General features: G+C 53.3%; 18 protein-coding genes. 7 read left to right on the top strand and 11 right to left on the bottom strand.

All coding sequences use genetic code 11. The features are described from left to right. Positions 1-218: 218 nt before the first annotated feature. Positions 219-1,454 carry an Nramp family divalent metal transporter gene (locus tag EAE_RS00280; RefSeq protein WP_013878155.1) on the top strand — a complete coding sequence of 412 codons (1,236 nt, stop codon included), beginning with the start codon at positions 219-221 and terminating at the stop codon, positions 1,452-1,454. A gap of 39 nt (positions 1,455-1,493) precedes the next feature. Here the strand turns inward: EAE_RS00280 and EAE_RS00275 are convergent, their stop codons facing one another. Together EAE_RS00275 and mgrA are read right to left on the bottom strand one after the other, a co-directional pair. Then, positions 1,494-1,850 (bottom strand): DUF2502 domain-containing protein, encoded by a 357-nt coding sequence (locus EAE_RS00275; RefSeq protein ID WP_013878154.1) that lies wholly within the window; start codon positions 1,848-1,850, stop codon positions 1,494-1,496. A 127-nt stretch (positions 1,851-1,977) separates the two neighbouring features. Beyond that, on the bottom strand, positions 1,978-2,970 hold the full coding sequence (mgrA, locus tag EAE_RS00270; protein WP_013878153.1) for an L-glyceraldehyde 3-phosphate reductase: 993 nt from the start codon (positions 2,968-2,970) through the stop codon (positions 1,978-1,980). Positions 2,971-3,145: 175 nt separating this feature from the next. Here mgrA and EAE_RS00265 point away from each other — a divergent pair, with 175 nt between their 5' ends. Then, the gene (locus EAE_RS00265; protein WP_013878152.1) at positions 3,146-4,807 is read left to right on the top strand and encodes an alpha-keto acid decarboxylase family protein; all 1,662 of its coding nucleotides are present in this window, start codon (positions 3,146-3,148) and stop codon (positions 4,805-4,807) included. On the opposite strand, the gene EAE_RS00260 is transcribed toward EAE_RS00265, so the two are convergent. Continuing rightward, on the bottom strand, positions 4,804-6,039 hold the full coding sequence (locus tag EAE_RS00260; RefSeq protein ID WP_013878151.1) for an ion channel protein: 1,236 nt from the start codon (positions 6,037-6,039) through the stop codon (positions 4,804-4,806). The two genes, EAE_RS00265 and EAE_RS00260, sit on opposite strands and share 4 nt — an antisense overlap. A gap of 264 nt (positions 6,040-6,303) precedes the next feature. On the opposite strand from EAE_RS00260, the gene glk reads away from it, so the two are divergent. Further along, positions 6,304-7,269 (top strand): glucokinase, encoded by a 966-nt coding sequence (gene glk, locus EAE_RS00255; RefSeq protein ID WP_013878150.1) that lies wholly within the window; start codon positions 6,304-6,306, stop codon positions 7,267-7,269. Positions 7,270-7,312: 43 nt separating this feature from the next. On the opposite strand, the gene EAE_RS00250 is transcribed toward glk, so the two are convergent. Together EAE_RS00250 and EAE_RS00245 are read right to left on the bottom strand one after the other, a co-directional pair. Next, positions 7,313-8,056, bottom strand: a complete 744-nt coding sequence (locus EAE_RS00250; protein WP_013878149.1) for a LytR/AlgR family response regulator transcription factor — start codon at positions 8,054-8,056, stop codon at positions 7,313-7,315. 11 nt (positions 8,057-8,067) lie between these two features. Further along, positions 8,068-9,765 carry a sensor histidine kinase gene (locus EAE_RS00245; RefSeq protein WP_013878148.1) on the bottom strand — a complete coding sequence of 566 codons (1,698 nt, stop codon included), beginning with the start codon at positions 9,763-9,765 and terminating at the stop codon, positions 8,068-8,070. Positions 9,766-10,146: 381 nt separating this feature from the next. Between EAE_RS00245 and alaC the strand changes: the two genes are divergently transcribed. Beyond that, positions 10,147-11,385, top strand: coding sequence for an alanine transaminase (gene alaC, locus EAE_RS00240; protein WP_013878147.1), 1,239 nt, complete (start codon positions 10,147-10,149; stop codon positions 11,383-11,385). A gap of 44 nt (positions 11,386-11,429) precedes the next feature. On the opposite strand, the gene ypdK is transcribed toward alaC, so the two are convergent. The 6 genes from ypdK to EAE_RS00210 form a co-directional block, all read right to left on the bottom strand. Next, entirely contained in the window at positions 11,430-11,501 is a 72-nt protein-coding gene (gene ypdK, locus EAE_RS00235; protein WP_077777854.1) for a membrane protein YpdK, read from the bottom strand. Between the two features lie 366 nt (positions 11,502-11,867). Next, the gene (locus EAE_RS00230) at positions 11,868-13,064 is read right to left on the bottom strand and encodes a cyanate transporter (RefSeq protein WP_013878146.1); all 1,197 of its coding nucleotides are present in this window, start codon (positions 13,062-13,064) and stop codon (positions 11,868-11,870) included. Next, entirely contained in the window at positions 13,064-13,519 is a 456-nt protein-coding gene (locus tag EAE_RS00225) for a nucleoside deaminase (RefSeq protein WP_013878145.1), read from the bottom strand. The genes EAE_RS00230 and EAE_RS00225 overlap by 1 nt, the downstream gene beginning before the upstream one ends. A 158-nt stretch (positions 13,520-13,677) precedes the next feature. Further along, positions 13,678-14,355, bottom strand: coding sequence for a MipA/OmpV family protein (locus EAE_RS00220; RefSeq protein WP_013878144.1), 678 nt, complete (start codon positions 14,353-14,355; stop codon positions 13,678-13,680). Positions 14,356-14,709: 354 nt separating this feature from the next. Further along, entirely contained in the window at positions 14,710-15,573 is an 864-nt protein-coding gene (locus tag EAE_RS00215) for a hypothetical protein (protein ID WP_032708834.1), read from the bottom strand. A 348-nt stretch (positions 15,574-15,921) separates the two neighbouring features. After that, a complete protein-coding gene (locus tag EAE_RS00210) occupies positions 15,922-16,413 on the bottom strand; it encodes a WbuC family cupin fold metalloprotein (RefSeq protein WP_013878142.1) in 492 nt (163 codons plus the stop codon). Between the two features lie 312 nt (positions 16,414-16,725). Here EAE_RS00210 and tla1 point away from each other — a divergent pair, with 312 nt between their 5' ends. The 3 genes from tla1 to EAE_RS00195 are packed head-to-tail and all read left to right on the top strand — an operon-like array spanning position 16,726 to position 20,501. After that, positions 16,726-17,505, top strand: coding sequence for a toxin Tle1 chaperone Tla1 (gene tla1 / locus EAE_RS00205; RefSeq protein ID WP_013878141.1), 780 nt, complete (start codon positions 16,726-16,728; stop codon positions 17,503-17,505). 48 nt (positions 17,506-17,553) lie between these two features. Next, the gene (tli1a, locus tag EAE_RS00200) at positions 17,554-18,063 is read left to right on the top strand and encodes a Tli1a family immunity protein (protein ID WP_013878140.1); all 510 of its coding nucleotides are present in this window, start codon (positions 17,554-17,556) and stop codon (positions 18,061-18,063) included. After that, entirely contained in the window at positions 18,051-20,501 is a 2,451-nt protein-coding gene (locus tag EAE_RS00195; protein ID WP_013878139.1) for a T6SS phospholipase effector Tle1-like catalytic domain-containing protein, read from the top strand. Before tli1a ends, EAE_RS00195 begins: the two co-directional genes overlap by 13 nt. The last annotated feature ends 6 nt before the right edge of the window (positions 20,502-20,507 follow it).

Below are 20,507 nucleotides of genomic sequence, written 5' to 3'. Positions count from 1 at the left end.
ACATTTTTGTTATGTTATGCAAAGGTATTAAAAGTTGCATTAATGTACTAATCTGATGAAAGGCGCGTTGTCCACAGCTTCACGCCCGTTTCGTTATTTGGCCTACTATCGTTCCCTCCTATCAAAGCAATCATTATCACCTTTCTAAATGAACTTGATAATCATTCGCATTTTGATAGCATTAAACATAGCAAAGGCTATATTTCCAGGGGCAGAAAATGACTAGCAGTCGCGTTGAGAATAGCAGCGGTCGCGCAGCGCGCAAGATGAGGCTCGCACTGATGGGGCCCGCGTTCATTGCTGCCATCGGCTACATCGATCCGGGTAACTTCGCCACGAATATCCAGGCAGGCGCCAGCTTTGGCTATCAATTATTATGGGTAGTGGTCTGGGCGAACCTGATGGCGATGCTGATTCAGGTGTTATCGGCCAAGCTCGGTATCGCCACCGGTAAAAACCTCGCGGAACAGATCCGCGATCACTACCCGCGCCCGGTGGTATGGTTTTATTGGGTACAGGCGGAAATTATCGCCATGGCGACCGATCTGGCTGAATTTATCGGTGCGGCCATCGGCTTTAAGCTGCTGCTCGGCATTTCCTTATTGCAGGGGGCGGTGCTGACCGGTGTCGCGACTTTCCTGATCCTGATGTTGCAGCGTCGCGGGCAGAAACCGTTAGAAAAAGTCATTGGCGGGCTACTGCTGTTTGTGGCAGCGGCCTATGTGGTTGAGCTTATCTTCTCGCAACCGGCGTTAGCGCCGCTGACCAAAGGCATGATCATTCCGAGTCTGCCTAATGGTGAGGCGGTATTCCTTGCCGCCGGGGTACTCGGCGCGACGATTATGCCGCATGTTATTTATCTGCACTCGTCGCTGACGCAGAACCTGCACGATGGGTCGCGCAAAGAACGCTATAACGCCACGCGCTGGGATGTGGCGATTGCGATGACCATCGCTGGTTTCGTTAACCTGGCGATGATGGCGACCGCCGCCGCTGCGTTTCACTTCAACGGCCACACCGGCGTGGCCGATCTCGACCAGGCTTATTTAACTCTCGAACCGCTGCTCAGCCATGCCGCCGCGACGGTTTTTGGTCTCAGTCTGGTTGCCGCCGGTCTCTCGTCGACGGTAGTCGGAACGCTTGCCGGGCAGGTCGTGATGCAGGGGTTTATCCGCTTCCATATTCCGCTGTGGTTTCGCCGGACAATCACCATGCTGCCGTCATTTATCGTGATTATGATGGGGCTGGACCCGACGCGTATCCTGGTGATGAGTCAGGTGTTGCTGAGCTTCGGGATTGCGCTGGCGCTGGTGCCGCTGCTCATTTTTACCAGCGATGCGCGGTTAATGGGCGATCTGGTTAATAGTCGGTGGGTAAAACACATCGGTTGGCTGATTGTGGCGATTGTGGTGGCGCTGAACGGCTGGCTGATTATTGGTTCAGCATTAGATTAATACGGCAACAAAAAAGGGAGCTTGCGCTCCCTTTATCAATTAGTGGTGCCCGTGGCCGTGACCACGTCCGCCGCCCGGGCCTCGGCCCCAGCCGCCACGACGATCGTTCCAGCCTTCGCGATAGCCGCGCTCGTAAGCGCGACCACGATCCCAGCCGCGTTTATCCCAACCGCGATGCCAGCCGTTATCGTGGCGATGCCAGCGGTGATCGCGCCATTCATAATGACGACGCCAGTAATCACGGTCGCGCCAGCCGCCACCGTCCCAGTAGTTACCGTAACCGTCACGATCGCCAATTTGTAATTTTACCGATGGCAGCAGGGTGATTTCACCAGCATTAGCGATAACCGGCGCGCATGCCAGTAGTACCGCAGCCAGAATCAGTGACCTGAACATACTCTTCTCCTCACGATCGGGTCTTAAATGACCTGTTAACCAGATATTACGAGCCGGTAAAGAGACGTAGCATCAGGGAACTCTTAAATCGCAAGAAATAGCATTTTTTGCCAAAGTAAAAATGAGTTTACACCGCAAGGATCGCGTCAATAGCGGCGCACTCTTCAGCGCTGAACTGGCGATTGCTTAACATGCCTACGGCATCATCCAGTTGCGCCGTTTTACTGGCGCCGATCAGCACTGACGTCACCTTATCTTCTCGCAGCACCCAGGCTAACGCCATCTGTGAGAGCTTCTGTCCACGGCGCCCGGCAATGGCGTCAAGTTGGCGGACTTTTTCCAGCCGCTCGGCGGTGAGCTGTTCCGGCAGTAAAAAACGGCTATTGCTGGCTGCGCGCGAGTCTGGTGGAATACCGTTTAGATAGCGGTTGGTCAATTGCCCGCCGGCCAGCGGTGAAAACGCTATACTTCCCACGCCTTCGGCCTGCAGCATCGCTAATAATCCTTCTTCTACCCAACGTTCAAACATCGAATATTTGGGTTGGTGAATCAGGCAAGGCGTGCCGAGATCGTTGAGGATAGCGATAGCCTGACGCGCCTGCTCAAGCGGGTAGTTTGATAAACCAACGTAGAGCGCTTTCCCCTGGCGAACCAGATGATCCAGCGCCCGCATGGTCTCCTCCAGCGGCGTCTCCGGATCCGGGCGGTGGTGATAAAAGATATCGACGTACTCAAGGCCCATCCGCTTCAGGCTCTGGTTGAGGCTGGCGACCAGATACTTGCGCGATCCCCAGTCGCCATAAGGGCCGTCCCACATGGTATAGCCCGCTTTACTGGAGATGATGAGTTCGTCGCGGTAGGGCAGAAAATCTTCTTTGAGGATCCGCCCGAAGTTGCTCTCCGCCGATCCCGGCGGTGGGCCGTAATTGTTCGCCAGGTCGAAGTGGGTAATACCAAGGTCGAAGGCATGACGCAGCAACTGGCGGCTGTTCTCTACCAGTGTTTTATCGCCAAAGTTATGCCACAGGCCGAGAGATATCGCCGGTAGCTTCAGGCCGCTGCGCCCGCATCGGCGGTACTCCATGGCCTGATAACGCGTGTTACTTGCCTGGTAAACCATACTTCCTCCGCATCAAAACAGGGTGTGTATACGTTTACACTAATCAATGTTGTATGCGGAGTATATGGGGAAACGCGTAAATTTTGCTTTCCACCCTCTTTGTTGCTCACAATCTGGACAGTTAAAACGCATATCTAATACTCAGATTACCTGCACAACAACAAGGATTATGGATATGCAACCGACTTACACCATTGGCGATTATCTGCTGGATCGTCTCGTAGATTGTGGTATCGATCGCCTGTTCGGCGTACCTGGTGATTACAACTTACAGTTTCTCGATCACGTGATAGCCCATCAAGATTTGGGATGGGTCGGCTGTGCTAACGAACTGAACGCGGCCTACGCCGCAGACGGCTATGCGCGTATAAAAGGCGCTGGCGCGCTGCTAACCACCTACGGCGTAGGGGAGTTAAGCGCGTTGAATGGGGTGGCCGGTAGTTATGCGGAACATATCCCGGTGCTGCATATTGTGGGCGCCCCTTCCACTGGCGCGCAGCAGCGCGGTGAACTCCTGCACCATACGCTCGGCGATGGCGATTTCACCCATTTCTCGCGGATGAGCGAACAAATTACCTGTACTCAGGCGACGCTAACGGCGGGCAACGCCTGTCATGAAATTGACCGGGTATTAAGCGACATGCTGACCCACCACCGCCCAGGGTATCTGATGCTGCCTGCCGACGTGGCGAAAGCCCGTGCGGTGCCGCCGGCCCGCGCGCTGGTGATTAAGGGCCCGGCGGCCGATGAAAACCAGCTTGCCGGCTTTCGCGAGCACGCGGCCAAATTGTTGCGCAGCAGTCGCCGCGTATCGCTGCTGGCGGATTTTCTCGCTCAGCGTTACGGTCTGCAAAACACACTACAGCAGTGGGTTAAGTCCGCGCCTATTACCCACGCCACCATGCTGATGGGGAAAGGGCTATTTGACGAACAAGGCTCAGGTTTTGCCGGGACCTATAGCGGGATCGCCAGCGCGCCGCAGACTCGCGAGGCGATGGAAAGCGCCGATGCCATCATCTGCGTGGGTACGCGCTTTACCGATACGATTACCGCCGGCTTTACCCATCATTTGCCAACGGAGAAAACCATCGAAATCCAGCCGTTCGCCGCGCGGGTTGGCGATCACTGGTTCAGCCGGATCCCGATGGATCAGGCGCTGGCGGCACTCATTGACGTTTCTGGCAAGCTGTCCGCCGAATGGAGCGCGCCAGATATCATCGCGCCCGACGCTTCCGGCGCGCCGCAGGGGAATCTGACGCAGAAAAGCTTCTGGAGTACGGTCGAGAAACAGCTGCGGCCGGGCGACATTATTCTTGCCGACCAGGGGACCTCGGCATTCGGCATCGCCTCATTAAAACTTCCCTCCCAGGCGACGCTGCTGGTGCAGCCGCTATGGGGCTCAATCGGCTTTACGCTACCTGCCGCCTACGGCGCACAGACAGCCGCCGCGGACAGAAGGGTGGTATTAATCATTGGCGATGGCGCCGCCCAGCTCACTATCCAGGAGATGAGCTCAATGCTGCGCGATAAGCAAAAGCTGTTAATTTTGCTGTTGAATAATGAGGGCTACACCGTCGAGCGCGCGATTCACGGGCCAGAACAGCGCTACAACGATATCGCATTGTGGGACTGGAGCCGCTTCCCCGATGCTTTTGCGCCGGATACGCCTTCCCGCTGTTGGCGGGTAACGCAAACCGGCGAATTGGCGGAGGCGATGGCCGATAGCATTAATTCCGATAAGTTAACGATGGTCGAAGTCATGCTGCCGAAAATGGATATTCCTGATTTCTTACGCGCGGTCACCCAGGCGCTGGAAAATCGCAACAACCGCGGCTAATCGCCGCGGCGTTTGGCAATCATCAACGGCTTCCCGGCCAGCAGTAGCCAGGCCGGGAGCATCACGATACAAAGCAGCGGCAACAGGGTGGTGTCAGGCACCACTACTGACGCCATAAACAGACTCAGCCAACCGTCGCGGGTAACGACCAGCACCAGGCCGAGGATCGCGCAGGAGATGGTAATGGCGGCCGGTACCGCTTCAACGTGAGCATGCAGCATTAGCCCCAATGAGACGCCGACAAACACCGCCGGGAAAATACGCCCGCCGCGGAAACCGCATGCGGACGCCAGCACCAGCGCCGCCAATTTCACCACGGCAATGAGCAGAAAATCGCCAGCGCCAAGCGTCTGGCTGGAGGCCAGTTGCTGCATTTCATCCAGACCTTTAAATAGCGTAATATGTCCGCCGATAACGCCCAGGATCCCCAGTAAAAAACCACCGATTCCCAGCATTAACACCGGATTTTTCAGCCGGTGGATGAGCGCGTGCAGACGCGGCAGACACCACACGGCGACCATGCCGACGGCGATGGCGATAAGCGTGACAATCGCGCCGCTGATGATATCGACGATGCGCAGGTGCGGATAGTGCGGGATTGGCAGAGTGAAATTGGGATGGAAAAAAATACCGGTCGTCAATGCGCCTGCCGCCGCCGCCAGCAGCGGGGCGAACAGCCGGTCCCATAACGGAACGTCGCTGCTGCTATTGAGCGTTTGCGAAAAAATAAGCGCCGCGGCAACCGGCGTGCCAAACAGCGCGCCGATGGTTCCCGACGCGGCGAGAATTGTCCAGTCCAGCGAACTTACCCGTGGAAACAGACGCGAACCGAGGGCGACGGCAAGCGCTATATTGACGACCATGATCGGATGTTCCGGCCCGAGACTGACACCGCCTGCGAGGCCGAGAATCAATGCCGCCAGTAACCCCGGTAGCGCGTTGGTGGCGATGGGCGCGCCGATCAAGGATTCGGTTGCCGGATCCGGCCCCCCATGACCGGGGCTGAAACGGACTACCAGCCCCACGGCAATCCCGGTGAGAGTGAGGATGGCAATTATCCACAGCGGGCTATCGGCGGCAATGCCGACATGTGCCGGCAGGTCGCTCCACAAGATGCTCTGCAGAATCGCGGCGATCTTCATCGCCACAATCAATACCAGGCTGGAAGCGATACCAATAAGAATGGCGGGTATCGATAACAACAGCATCGTTCTGGCGCGCGGGTGCAACATGAAGGGTTCCTTTTAAATGTCCTGAAGCGCTACTTTGCCTGTCTCTGTAAAGAGCTTCGGCGCAAATGGTGCTGAAACGATAAACTTAAGGCCAAACCTGACGTTGCGTGTAGGTCATAAGATGCCGTGTTACATAGATTACAGGCTAAATGTGACCAATGTCGCTAAACTACCGGCGGCTGTACGTTGGGCGTTGTTGTTATGTCGCCATGAATTTACAGTGTGCGAAAAGAATTATTTTGACTTTAGCGGAGCCGTAACGGAATGACAAAATTTGCTTTAGTAGGAGACGTCGGCGGAACTAACGCCCGTCTGGCGTTATGTGATATCGCAAGCGGGGAGATTTCCCGCGCTAAAACTTATTCCGGGCTCGATTATCCAAGCCTTGAGGCCGTTGTACGCGTCTATCTCAACGAACAAGCCGTGAAGGTCGATGATGGCTGCATCGCCATTGCTTGCCCCATCACCGGCGACTGGGTAGCGATGACCAACCATACCTGGGCTTTTTCTATTGCCGAGATGAAAAAGAACCTCGGATTCGCGCATCTGGAAATCATTAATGATTTTACCGCGGTGTCGATGGCGATCCCAATGCTCAAAGACGAGCATCTGATCCAGTTCGGCGGCGCGCAACCGGCGGAAGGTAAACCGATTGCAGTCTACGGCGCAGGTACCGGTCTTGGCGTAGCGCACCTGGTACACGTTGATAAACGCTGGGTGAGCCTGCCTGGCGAGGGCGGCCACGTTGATTTCGCGCCGAACAGCGAAGAAGAGGGCATTATTCTCGAGGAGCTACGCAACGAGTTAGGCCACGTGTCCGCCGAACGCGTTCTGTCCGGCCCGGGATTAGTTAATCTGTATCGGGCGATTGTTAAATCCGATGGCCGTTTGCCGGAGAACCTGCAACCGAAGGACGTTACCGAGCGCGCGCTGGCGGATACCTGCATTGATTGTCGCCGCGCGCTGTCGTTGTTCTGCGTCATTATGGGGCGCTTTGGCGGTAACCTGGCGCTGACCCTCGGCACTTTCGGCGGCGTGTACATCGCAGGCGGTATTGTCCCGCGTTTCCTTGAGTTCTTTAAGGCGTCGGGTTTCCGCGGCGGGTTTGAAGATAAAGGGCGCTTTAAAGCCTACGTGCAGGATATTCCGGTTTATCTCATTGTCCATGATAACCCAGGCCTACTGGGCTCCGGCGCGCATTTGCGCCAGACGCTGGGGCATATCCTCTAAACCACTCTCAGCCGGGCGGCGGTGTCTGCCGTCGCCCATCTCATTACAGATTCATCAACTGGCGAAACTCTTTCACCTTACTGCGGCTGACCGGCACCTGAAACTCAAGGTCGCGTAGCCGTAGGACGTAGGTGTTGTTGAACCATGGCTCTATTTCGCGAATTTTATTCAGATTGACGCAGTACGAGCGGTGGCAGCGAAAGAAGTGCGCAGCCGGCAGTTTGCTGCAGAATTCAGTGATGTTCATCGGCATGACGAATGATTCACGGCGCGTATAAACGAAGGTCATTTTTTCATGCGCTTCCGCGTAATAAATATCATGAATGCTGGTGACGATGATCCGCTCGTCTTTAATCAGATTAATGGTGTCGTTTTCGCGGGTTGGGTTGTGCGCGGGCGCGCCGCTCACCGCCACCTGCTGCTGTTGCTGCCAGGCGCTGGACAGCTTCTGCAGCATGTTAATAATCCGCGATTCCTGATAAGGCTTAAGGATGTAGTCAAACGCTTCCAGTTCAAAGGCTTCCACCGCATGTTCTTTCCACGCGGTGATAAAAACGATAAACGGCTTATGCGCGAACTGGCTAATATTTTGCGCCAGCAGTACGCCGTCCAGAGAGGGAATATTGATGTCGAGAAAGATGGCATCGACTTTATTGTGCTGCAGGAATTTCAGCACATCGAGACCGTCGTCAAAGGTGCCGACGATCTCCATCTGGCTGTGAGTATTAATCAACCAGGTGAGTTCCTGCTGCGCCGGGAACTCATCTTCCACAATAATAACTTTCATGTTTTCTCCGCTCATGGCAACAGCGACACCGGTTCACTCGCCGGGGCGTGCTGGTTGGGGACGTAGAACGCAATCTCCGTTCCCGGCGTCAAGCGGCGGATATGCAGCCCTTCGCCGTAGAGCAGTTTCACCCGATGATGAACATTCAACAGACCAATTTTATTGCCCGGCATCTCGTCGGCTTCGACGCGGGCTACCACCGCTGGGTCAATACCGTTACCGGTATCCCGTACGCTAATGCGCACCCGGTTTCCGCATTCGTTGATGGCGATAGTCACCACGCCCTTACCCCGACAGGGTTGAATACCGTGGACGATGGCGTTTTCAACCAGCGGCTGAATGAGCAGGCTGGGGATGACGCAGCTGACGTCCTCGTCAATATCATAAATCACCGTCAGCTTGTCGCCGAATCGCGCCTGCTCGATCGCAATATAATCCTTAATTTGGTATAGCTCGCGCTTGATGTCGATCTGCTCGTCATCTTTTAACTCAATGTTATAGCGTAAATAACGCGACAAATTGAAAATCAACTGTCGCGCGGTATCCGGATTCATGCGGATGGAAGAGGAGATGGCGTTAAGCGCATTAAACAGAAAATGGGGATTAATTTTACTTTGCAGGGCGCGCAGTTCCGCTTTATTGGCCATTTCTCGTAGTTGTTCGGCCCGCGAGACTTCAAGCTGAGTGGAGATAATTTGCGACAGGCCGATCGCCATCTCCTGCAGCGAGGAGGTAATACGATGCGCATGGCAGTAGTAAATTTTCAACGTGCCGGTCACCACGCCTTTCTCACGTAGCGGAATGACCAGCATGGAGTGGATCTCCGGCGTTCTGTAGGCTTCGTCGTTGTTTTTAATGATGATGGTGTCGCTTTCAATGGCTTGACGAGTGGTTGGGCTGATATCGTTGTTGCGATCGTTATAGTTATTTTCCCCGTAACCAACATAGGCCAGCACCCGGTCAGTGGTGGTAATCGCGACCGCATCGGCATTGATGTCCCGGCGAATAATATCGCAAACCTGACGCAGCGATTCGCTGTTAACGTGGCGGAACAGCGGCAGCGTTTTGTTGGCGATATCCAACGCCAGTTTTGCCTGGCGCGCCGCGCTGGCTTCTTTCTCGCCTTCCACGCTCTGGACCAGCAGCACAATAAAACCGATGCAGATGCTGCCAAGGATCATCGGAATACCGATTTTGGAGACAATATCGATCCCCAGCGCCAGCGTCGGCGCCCACAGCACCACGAGGATCATGGTTAGCGTTTCGCACAGCATCCCGGCCAGAATCCCCACCTTCCAGCGCTGGGCTTTCGGAATTTTGCGATTAATAAGCCCGGAAAGTAGCCCGGCGACAATGCTGGTGATAAAGCAGGGGATGGCCGTTACACCATCAATATCAATGAGATAGCGGTGTACCCCGGCAATCACGCCGACAATCGCGCCGACCCACGGCCCAAACAGGATCCCGCCGGACATCACCGCGATAATCCGTACGTTGACCAGCGAACCCTCTACCGGAACGCCGGACCAGGTGCTGAACAGCGCAAACATGGAGAAAATGGCGGTGACCGCCAGCAGCTCGCGAGGCGTATGCGCCGATTTATGCAGCAGTTCGCGGAACAGGCGTAAGCGGATAAGAAAAAAGAGGCAAATGAGCATTAATGCCGCGCGGTCAAAAACCGCCAGCAGCATATTAAATATATCGTGCATGGATGCGCCCAGGATTCGCGGGAAAGCAATATGATAGAAAACCTCACGCCAGAAGGCTAGCAGCAGAGATAAATGGGGAACAGGCTTAAAAATTAAAGGGGATAAGTCGCTCACTCCAGCTATCAGGCCGTTTATGAGTAACGATGATACATTTGAGTATTATAAATGATATCAATATGTTGATTGTTTATTTACGTTACATTCGTTTCGGGAACACGTTCAGCCGCATACTGAGGCGTGATGACCCGTTTTACGCGTGGGCGAATATTTTTTATCAACCCTCTCGACAGCGTGTTTTTTTTCAGGTTATTTTCTAAACGTGCCACATCGGTGGCCGCGTCGCTCGGACGGTCCGGGCGCTAACGTTAATCTGAGGAATCTATGGCTGAATTCAGTCCTGAACGCCGTTTTACGCGTATCGATCGTCTCCCTCCGTATGTTTTTAACATCACTGCCGAACTGAAGATGGCTGCGCGTCGGCGCGGCGAAGATATTATCGATTTCAGTATGGGCAACCCGGATGGTGCCACGCCGCCGCATATTGTTGAAAAACTGTGTACCGTCGCCCAGCGTCCGGATACCCACGGTTACTCTACTTCCCGCGGTATTCCTCGTCTGCGCCGCGCGATTTCACGTTGGTATCAGGAACGTTATGACGTCGATATCGACCCGGAATCAGAAGCCATCGTGACGATTGGTTCGAAAGAGGGGCTGGCGCATCTGATGCTGGCGACGCTCGATCATGGCGATACGGTGCTGGTGCCAAACCCCAGCTATCCGATTCATATTTACGGCGCGGTTATCGCCGGGGCGCAGGTCCGTTCCGTCCCGCTGGTGGAAGGCGTAGATTTCTTCAATGAACTGGAACGCGCGATCCGCGAGAGTTATCCGAAGCCAAAAATGATGATTCTGGGCTTCCCCTCGAACCCTACCGCGCAGTGCGTCGAGCTCGATTTCTTTGAGAAGGTGGTGGCGCTGGCGAAACGCTATGACGTGCTGGTGGTGCACGATCTGGCCTACGCTGATATCGTCTATGATGGCTGGAAAGCGCCGTCGATTATGCAGGTGCCCGGCGCGCGCGATGTGGCGGTCGAATTCTTCACCCTGTCAAAAAGCTACAACATGGCCGGCTGGCGTATCGGCTTTATGGTGGGGAATAAAACGCTGGTTAACGCGTTGGCCCGCATCAAAAGTTATCATGACTACGGGACCTTTACACCGCTGCAGGTGGCGGCGATTGCCGCGCTGGAAGGCGATCAGCAATGCGTGCGCGATATTGCGGAACAATATAAACGTCGTCGTGATGTGCTGGTGAAAGGGCTGCATGAGGCAGGCTGGATGGTTGAGTGCCCGAAAGCGTCGATGTACGTGTGGGCCAAAATTCCGCAGCCATATGCGGCAATGGGATCGCTGGAATTCGCCAAAAAGCTGCTGCAGGAGGCCAAAGTGTGCGTCTCGCCGGGAATCGGTTTTGGCGACTATGGCGATACTCATGTGCGTTTCGCGTTGATCGAAAACCGCGATCGTATCCGTCAGGCTATTCGCGGCATCAAATCCATGTTCCGTGCCGATGGACTGCTACCGGCGGCCAGTAAAACGGTGACTGAACACCACGAATAAAAAATGGGAGCCGCCTGGCTCCCATTTCTTTGCTGCATAGCAGGTTAAATCATCAGGGCGAAAGTACCGGCCCAAACGATGACCATAAAAGAAATTCCCATCAAAAAGTATTTCACGACATGTCACTCCGCATTTCGGCGAAACGCCTAAATGAATTTAACTTTAACCGTTGTGGGACTGTCGCAGATAAAACCAGACTATTCTGGCGGCTGCGGCAGTCCGAAATTCTGTGCGCTATTTGCTCCAGATGGCGCTAATGTACGCTTAAAAAATGGTGGAAACAAGATCCATTTTTTTATTAATTTTTAGTTACTTACGACTGTCGTGAATAGGCGACACATTAATTTCATTCGGTAATAAATTCAATTACGGCGACGGTGATTTAAAGCAATACCCTGACATTTCGTAGTTATTTGATTTTGGGATTTTTTCTATTGGCGGGGAGGTGCAGAAATCATCTTCTGCACCCTGGAGCGATGAGGTTAGCGGGCGGTTGTCGTCGGCGCGCGCCACTGATGCGGATAACGTGCGGGCACAAAGCGTAAGGTAAGCGCCATTAAGATGAACACGCAGATGGCGTGGAATTCCCAGTCCAGCTGGTAGTTTCCGCTCAGGCTGCGCAGCAGCCCCGAAAGCCATGGCGATAACCCGGCGATAATAAAACCGATGCCCTGCATAAACGCCACCAGCCGAGCGGCGACGGCTGGCTGCGGAGAATGGTCCAGCGCCAGCACCAGACAAAGCGGAAATGCGCCGCCTAGTCCTACGCCGCAACTCACTGCCCACAGCAGAGGCCACTGTTGTGGCCACCAGATGAAACCGCAGAACCCGAACAACTGCAGCGCCAATGCCAGCATCAGCAGCTTACGACGATCTTCGTGGCGAGCGAGCATCGGTAGCACCAGCGCGCCGGCGGTTTGGCCGACGGTCATCAACGCCAGAAGCGTGCCGCTAAACTGGGCGCTGTGGCCAAGCTGCATATAATAGGGCGGTAACCAGGCAATCAGGCTGGCGTAGCCGCCATTGATCAGCCCGAAATAAAGGCCAAGCGTCCAGGCGCGGTGGTGGCGAAAGACCGCCGGCGCGACTTGCGCCGATGCGGCAACCGGCGCGGCGGGTAACATTTTGCAGAGCGGCAACCAGCCAATGATCGCAGCCAGAGCCGGTAGCGTCCACCACGCCAGCGCGTGGTGCCAGAGCGCGCTATGCTGCGCAAGCCAGGGGGTGATTGCGGCGCCCAGGCCGCCTCCGCCCATCAGCGCCGCTGACCACAATCCCATCACCTGTGGCGTACGGCGATGAAAAAGACGTTTAATAACGCTGGGTATAATCGCTTGAATCACGCCGATGCCAATCCCGCCGAGCAGCGCGCTGCTAAGCAGCAGACCGCTTTGCGGCGCCAGCTCACGCAGCATCGCGCCAATGCTAATCGCCAGCAGACTTAGCGCGATACTGCGGTTTTCACTAACGTGGCGGTTAACCCAGCCTCCGGCAAGCGCCAGCACCCCCATCGCGATGACCGGAAGGGCGGTCAGTAGTGAAACCAGGGTAAAGCTCATGCCAGTTGCGTGCCGCAGTTGCGGCAGTAATGGACCTATCGAGGTCAGTAGCGGGCGCATATTAATGCCGATCAGTACCAGCACAAATAGCGTCAGCGTTTTGCGTTGTGTCTGGCTCATTACGCTTTATCCGCCCAGCGCTGATACAAGGCCAGCCCTTCGGGTTGTGGGCAGTGGTGAATGGGGAGTGATTGGTTGTCCAACGGCTGCTGCAATTGTTGGTAGATAGCGGCGGTTGAGAGATTGAAGCGCTCGCCATCCTGATTGCTGTTGGCAAAATAGACTTCGCGCACGCCGGTTAAATACATCGCGCTCAGACACATCGGGCAGGGTTGTCCGCTGGCGTAAACCACGCATTCGCGCAATACCTGATTGCCCAGACGTAGAGAAACGTCGCGGATGGCGTTGAGTTCAGCGTGCGCGGTAGGATCGCCGCTCTGGTGCAAGGTATTCACCGCTTCGGCAATGACTTCGCCGTGGCGTACGATGACGGCGCCGAACGGGCGGCCGCCGTTTTCAACATTAGCGGCGGCAAGCGTAATGGCGCGCTGAAGATGGTTATCATGAGTAGGCATGAGCGGCTCCTGTAAAAGTCGGGTAGAAGAACTTAATCGGCGGCAGGCTGGAGATTGAATCCTGCAACAGGGTAGCGAGCTTACGCCATAAGCTAAAAGACTTATTTATAATTGAGTTAATCAGATTAACTTATGGATTGAGGAAATGCCCTGATGTTCTACCAGGTATATCCGACGCCGAGGATGCCATACAGTTCGCCGCTGTGCTGGACAATGGGACTATTGGCAATATCATCATCATAGCGTTCGTAGTTTGCCGCTATCATTCCGACCCAGTGGGGGCTGAAGCGGTAGCTGGTAATGATGGCGACCATTGGTGATACCGTCGTGCCGGTATCCCATTGGGGACGCTCGGGCGTCGCCTCGCTTGCTGATATGCCGCCAAAATAGTAGTTCGCCATATTATGACTACGTACCATCAGGCCCATCCCCGGCATCACCAGCAGATTATCTTTGATGATTGGAAAATCAGCCCATAGCAGCAGCTCCTGGCCGTTGCTGCGGCCGCTGATATCTGAACTGATGCGCGCGCTTATCAGCGCGTATGGTGTGATCCATGTGGCGCCAATTCCGCCTTCCAGTTCGCCTTTACGTTCGTTCATCCCCCTAAAAGCCGTATCGTCGTCGGGATCTAAATTACCGAAACGCCAGCGTCCGTAGCCGTATAGCGCGATATTGTCATCAAGATGAAAATAGTAGCGGGCGCGATCCCCCAGATACATTAACTGGTCGCCAAAATATAATCCGCCGGGAATAAAGTGGGTTTCGTTGTCCTGCTTTTGGTAGCGCGCGGTACCGCTAATCGCGGCGCCGCCGAGAACCCAACCTTTCGGCACCGGGCTATTCGGGTTATCAGTAGAAAAATGTCGATCGAGCCGAGGTCGACCTCAGCGCGAGTGGAACCACAATACAAAGCAAGGGTACCGAAAACGACTACAGGGCATCGGGATAGTTTCAGCATGAGCTCATAGTTGGCGTGAAATGACGAAGTGAATGTGAATCGACTGTGATAAACACCAGAAGATATATAGACGATAGAGCACGTGTTGGGGAATTTTTTTTGTTTTTTATCGTACTTTTTCTGCTTTGCTTTTGGCCGAGAAAGCAAAGTGCGCCGGCATCGGCACTATCATCAAATGATCATCACAATGGCGGATTATTCGTGTGAATAATCCGCACAAAAATGAGTATTATGAATTGAGAATCAGTTCAGAGAGTGAAGCCATCGAATGATTTTCGTTGGTGACGATGCCTTCTTTTTTTAACTTTTCCATAATGGATTTAAAGGCGAGCTGTTTACTGCTTTCTGTCGCATTCAGTAGGTCGCGGTTAAAGGCGGGGTTGGATTGAATGATATAGTTGATGAACTCGAGCAGCAGCTTATTCTGTGGCGGTGTAGACGGCTCATTAATGGTTTTTTCATTATATGAATTCATCGCGGCTTCAGAATACTCTAGCGGACGACTGCTGATGGTGTGTTCGTAAATTTTCTCAATTTCTTTGCTGGTAATATACAGCTTGCTCAGCTCAATTGTCGGCTTATCATCATTATCAGGAATGAAATTGCAGTAGATGACGTTTTTAGCCGGGGAGATAATGCTCAGTGTATCTTCTTGCTGAATGTTATCCGGATTCTCCAGCACATCCATTAAATTTCTTGAATGAGTGTGCCATAAACCAGAAACAGAAACGTTGAGTTTAATTTTAGCGATGGCGCTGTCGTGATCGGCATCAATGACCGACACATTTTCATTCAGGGTGATGATATTGTTTATTTTAGAGTGCTGAGACCAGGGCTTGTTGGCTTTGGTAATATCATCAAAACCGCCGTAGCCGTATGATGAGTCGCCAACCCCCTGATTCCGGGTCAGGGCGCTATTGAGCGTGCCGCGATTCTTTTTCAGTTTCAGGCACAGGCTGATAGCGCCGATATCGTGCCAGTGAAGTAAATCTTCCAGTTCGCACTGCAGGAGTTTTTGCGCACGAGCGATAGAGCAATACTCCAGTGGTGGGAGATTGTTCAACTTCCAAATGTTTCTTTCTATCTTATTCATGGCGTTAATTTAATATAAATGTTTTTAATAATCTGAGTGCCTGGCAAACAGAGCGCCAGCGTTGTTATTCGATTACACCATTCTTTCCATAAAAGATGTATTCATCGGTGGAATATAAATTCATAATTTTATAGGGCAGAGGCAAGGGATGACCTCTACAAGACAAGTGATTATAATCAATTTTCTCTAATAAGATATAGGGCGTTGCTTAATTAATGATGAAGAAGAGATGAATTCCATTACGATAATGTCAATTTTAAGTGAATATTAAATGTGCTAAATATAGTATCTATAAATAAAAAAAGACGCCGTAGCGTCTTTTTTGGTGGCTATTATCAATATTACGAATTAATGCGCATTATCCTGGAGAGTAAAACCACCATCCCCCACCTGCGCCGTGGCATACCACGCCATTAATTCCTCGGTGCCTGGCGCACCTTCGGCTGGCGCCCATGGCGCGGAATCCTGTTCGGCTACCGGCTGATAGCCTCCGTGCTTGACTTCAAAGATGATCCCGCCGCGATCCAGCGACAGTACCGCATGCCTGGTGCCGGCTGACATTTCCAGCGCCGTGCACTCTTCGCCTAATACTACACGCTGGGTTACGGTCCCTTGCTCATCGAAGTTCAGCACCACAAAACGGCCGCTTAGCGGCAGCAGCAGCTCAAAAGTATGAGGATGACGGTGAGGGCGAATGTAGGTTCCCGGCTCCATGGCAATGGCCAGACGCTGTACCGGATCGCTTAATTCCGGATGAAAATTCCGATGCGCCCGTAGACGGGGAGCGGCCGCCGCGGCAGCGCTTTGCTGCTGCATATCACTGATGGTGATTTGTTTCATGTATACCGCCTGCTAAAAACTGATAACAAAGGCTGACGCCTGGTTGGCATGACTCAGGTATCGGGCGTTTTGCGCGAAGCTGCGCAGATTGCTTTCCCGGTTGCCTGATTATGCACATTCAGCGCCATTAGCCTGGGGTGATTCATCAATTTCATATTGATGAATATATTGAAGTGATTTTTTATTTTTTTAGTGGCGTTGCTTAATTTTATCTCATCTCAATCATTATTCTTTTATTGTTAGCGAAGGTGTGTAGCATAAAAAAATAGCAACATACCTGAGCGTTTCTTACAGAGGGAAACATAATTGAGTATGCAATGTATAAGCTACTGGGTAAGCAAGCTTGAGCCGCTTTGTGCCGAAATAGAAACGGAGTATCTTGATTTTATTATTGACCAGAGCGGTCTCGATTATTCCATTATCCCGGCACTTGAGGAGTTTTCTCCCCCTCTGCAATGGCAGTCCCTTTACCTTGGTCTGCCGGAGGAATCCCTGCCCAAAATAGCGCCGCTCCTGATTCGTATCGTACTCAATGCCCCGCTACAGCGGCAGTGGTTTATCGAACTGGCGTATAAAACGCAAACCAGAACGCCATTACTGGCAATAGGGTCGCAGTGGACTTTCTCCACGCTAGCCGAATGGCTAACTGACTGCGTTGATGCAACGCATGAGGGGCGATCAGGCCTTTTTCGCTACTTTGACGCTCGTCTATTTCCCTGGCTATTTTCCGATATTCTGCAACCTGAGCAGCAAGTGCAGCTGCGACGTCCCGCACTCTTCTGGAGCTGGCTGGATCTTGATGCCAGGCCGGCACTATTGATCGGTCACGGCGCTCCGCTTGGGCGTGGTGAAAAATGCCAGAAAATCGCCTTCAGTGATGAGCAATTCGAAGTGATGATGTGCCTTTGCGACGTTAGGCTATTTCTTCGCCATCGAAGTCTGCCGAACAGCTGGTTCAACTCCCAAGAGGAACGCTTTTCAGCCTGCTTTCGGGCGATGTTGGATGCGACAAAAAATGGAATTTTGCTGGACAACGATCGCGAGGAATGGGTGATGAATACCCTGGTGGAGCGGCACTCCCCTGCAGAATGAAAACCAGATCATGACTCACATGCCTCGTTATTGATAAAGGAATATCCCATGAACCTGACATTTCCGCGCGTGATACAGGTGGCATTGCTGCTGACTGTCACCAGCCAGGGGACGCTGGCGGGAACCATTAAAGCCATCAATCATACCCGTTGGGCGATTAACGCTTTCAGCGTCGATGGCCAGTCGGGAATTGACATTATCGGGCCGTATCAGGGGGGCGGCGGTGGATGCTGTTACCAGGTACCTGCGAAATGGAGACCAGGGATGACGGTAAAGGTGAACTGGGAAACGGGGGTGGGAGATATGAATGGATTTCCTGGCTTTGGTGATGATGCTAAATATCTTGCTTGGGAAAAAAAGATGATAAAGCTGAATAAAAGACACAGCAAAGTTGTTTCGGTACCGGACTATACGGGACAGGAAACCTGCGGGATCACCGTGCATTTTTTGCCCTGCGATCGGGCCAAAGTGACCACCAGTTGTGCCAACTACGGCAGTCCGGGATACCCCATTAAGGAACCTATAAAGATGATGGAGCCGAAATTATGTCCGCGATAATTAGCGAGCGGGCATGGTACCCGCCTGCGTTTCCGGCGCAAGGACGTTTACCGACGCAAGCCGCGCTGGTAGGGCAGAATAGCCTCCGCCAGGAGAGCCTTGAAACGGCCTACCGACAGCAATTATCGCTGGCCGTCGGGCGGCGCGTGGACCCCCCCTGTTGCAAGACACTGCATATCAGCCTGTTTTTTGATGGCACCGGTAATAACCTTAATCACGATCTTTTTGTCGCCAATCCGAAGCATCCAACTAATATTGCCCGCCTGTTCCGCGCCACTATTGGCCAGGGTTATGCTGGTGGGTTGGCGGATAAAGGGCCTGAGCTGCTGGATGCCAGCAACAGTGGCGGCAATAAATACTACAAATATTATATTCCCGGCGTCGGTACTCCTTTCCCGGAGGTGATGGATCTGGATTTCAGTACAATGGGGCTCGCCGCGGCAACACACGGCGAAGACCGGATAAACTGGGGGCTGCTACGGCTGGTCGATGCTCTCAAACGGACCATGGATAAGGATGCGCTCTCGGATGGCGACAGCTGGAAGGCGGTCAAAAAGATGGCAACATCGATGGTTTCCTTTGGCCTGACCGGCGGTGCTAACCGCTATGAAACCATCCATAATCTGTTGAATGCAATGTCCGCAGATCTGCACAAAGCGCTGCTGCCCGCTACGCCCGGCAAACAGAAGCTATTAGGCATTAAGCTGTATGTGTATGGTTTTTCTCGTGGAGCGGCAGCGGCCAGGACCTTTGTTAACTGGCTGAGCGAACTGCTGCCAAAGCCAGGGGAGGGAGAAACAAAGCCCGAACAGTGTCTGGCGGTGGGAGAGCTGAAGATCCCATTAAGCGTGGAGTTTTTGGGCCTGTTAGATACCGTTGCTTCAGTGGGGGTCGCGCATATTGCCCCCGTAGCGGAAGGACATATGGGGTGGGCGGACGGAAGCCAGGAGCTGCCGGATGAAGAGTTCTACGGCGGATTTATCAAACGCTGTGTACATCTGGTTTCGGCACATGAACAGCGGCTGTGTTTCCCGCTGGATTCCATTCGCCGCCCGGACGGCAAATACCCGGCGAATAGCGTGGAGGTTATTTATCCGGGGGTGCACTCGGATATAGGGGGAGGCTATCCGCCGGGGGATCAGGGAAAAGCCAATGCAGTAAACGATGGTTATTTACTTTCACAAATTGCTTTACACGAAATGTTTGCCTCAGCTTTCGAATATGGGGCCCCTTTGAAATTACCTATGGAAATATTACCTCAGGATTTGGCAAGAGATGCGTGGAGAACGATGTCTTTTGATTTGGGTCGCGAATTCTATCTTTCTCGAATATTGATCAATCGCTTCAATGCTTGGCGTGAGCTAACTTTAGGGCTTCCGACGCCTCAGGACCCAGGCTCGGCCGAACTGGCCGCCAAATATGACCCCCAACGTGCTCCCCTCTGCCTGGAACGAGCCCTGGAAGAACAGATCGCTTGGATCACCGCATGGCGCATTAATCGCTATGCCGGCGGTAGCTACAAGACCCAGCGCTTTTACATCGATTCTGCGGCAAATGGACTGGATAAAGATAGCGATCCGCAGGTCAGAAAAAAATCTGAAGTTGAGAGAGAGGAGGCCCAACAGGCGGTAGAAAAAGCACGGCGTAAACGTATTGTTGAGCAAGATCAGGAGTCCGCGTTTCTGATGCTGCCGCAAGGGCCAAAAGATTTTGATGCTGCCCTTGGGCAGACGCAATTGCGTCAGGCGGCAGATGAGTTTCGGGAGGATTATCATCGACTATCGCGTACGGATAACGGCAATTGGTTGTTTAAGGCCGTCGACGCAATGAGTAATGCGATTTTCCTGCTAAATGGTGATGATGAATACGGTGAGTGGCTAAAAATAAAAACCACAGGCGCCGAGCGAGAAAAAATACTTTTTCCGCCGCAGGGTGAGAGCAGTAATGCCCATCTGCCAGCAGGACTGGTACGAGCGTTGTTCGACGAGCAAATACATGATTCCCGCGCATGGTTTATGCACAGCGCTCTAGGAGCCCGCGAGCCGTGGGGGAGTTATTTTCTGCAGCGGATGATCTACTTCGGCAGCCGAAGCAGTAAACCGCTAACTCCACTGATGATTGCTGGTGCGGTAGTTGGGGCAGCGACGGTCGCAGGCGGTGTCGCCGTTATCATTAAACAAAAGCGGGTAATGGGTGAGCTCATTGGGGTGATTGGCGCTGCGGGGGCTATTTATCTGGAAACTCAGGCAATCGATCTGCTTTCTGGTAAGCCGTTATCGATGCTGGAAAACGCTGCGCAGTTACAGTTGCCCACCATGGAGCCTGGCGTGGTCGTTGCCGGTCAAACCCAGATGATTAGTGAGCAGCGGCAGGCGCTGAAGAAATCACAAATAGAAAAGCGTTGGACGGAATCAATAGCCTCAACGCTGCTGGTATAGTTGGAG

It is taken from the genome of Klebsiella aerogenes KCTC 2190, from assembly GCF_000215745.1.
Taxonomy (GTDB): Bacteria; Pseudomonadota; Gammaproteobacteria; order Enterobacterales; family Enterobacteriaceae; genus Klebsiella; species Klebsiella aerogenes.
This window is presented reverse-complemented; position numbering and strand designations above follow the sequence as displayed.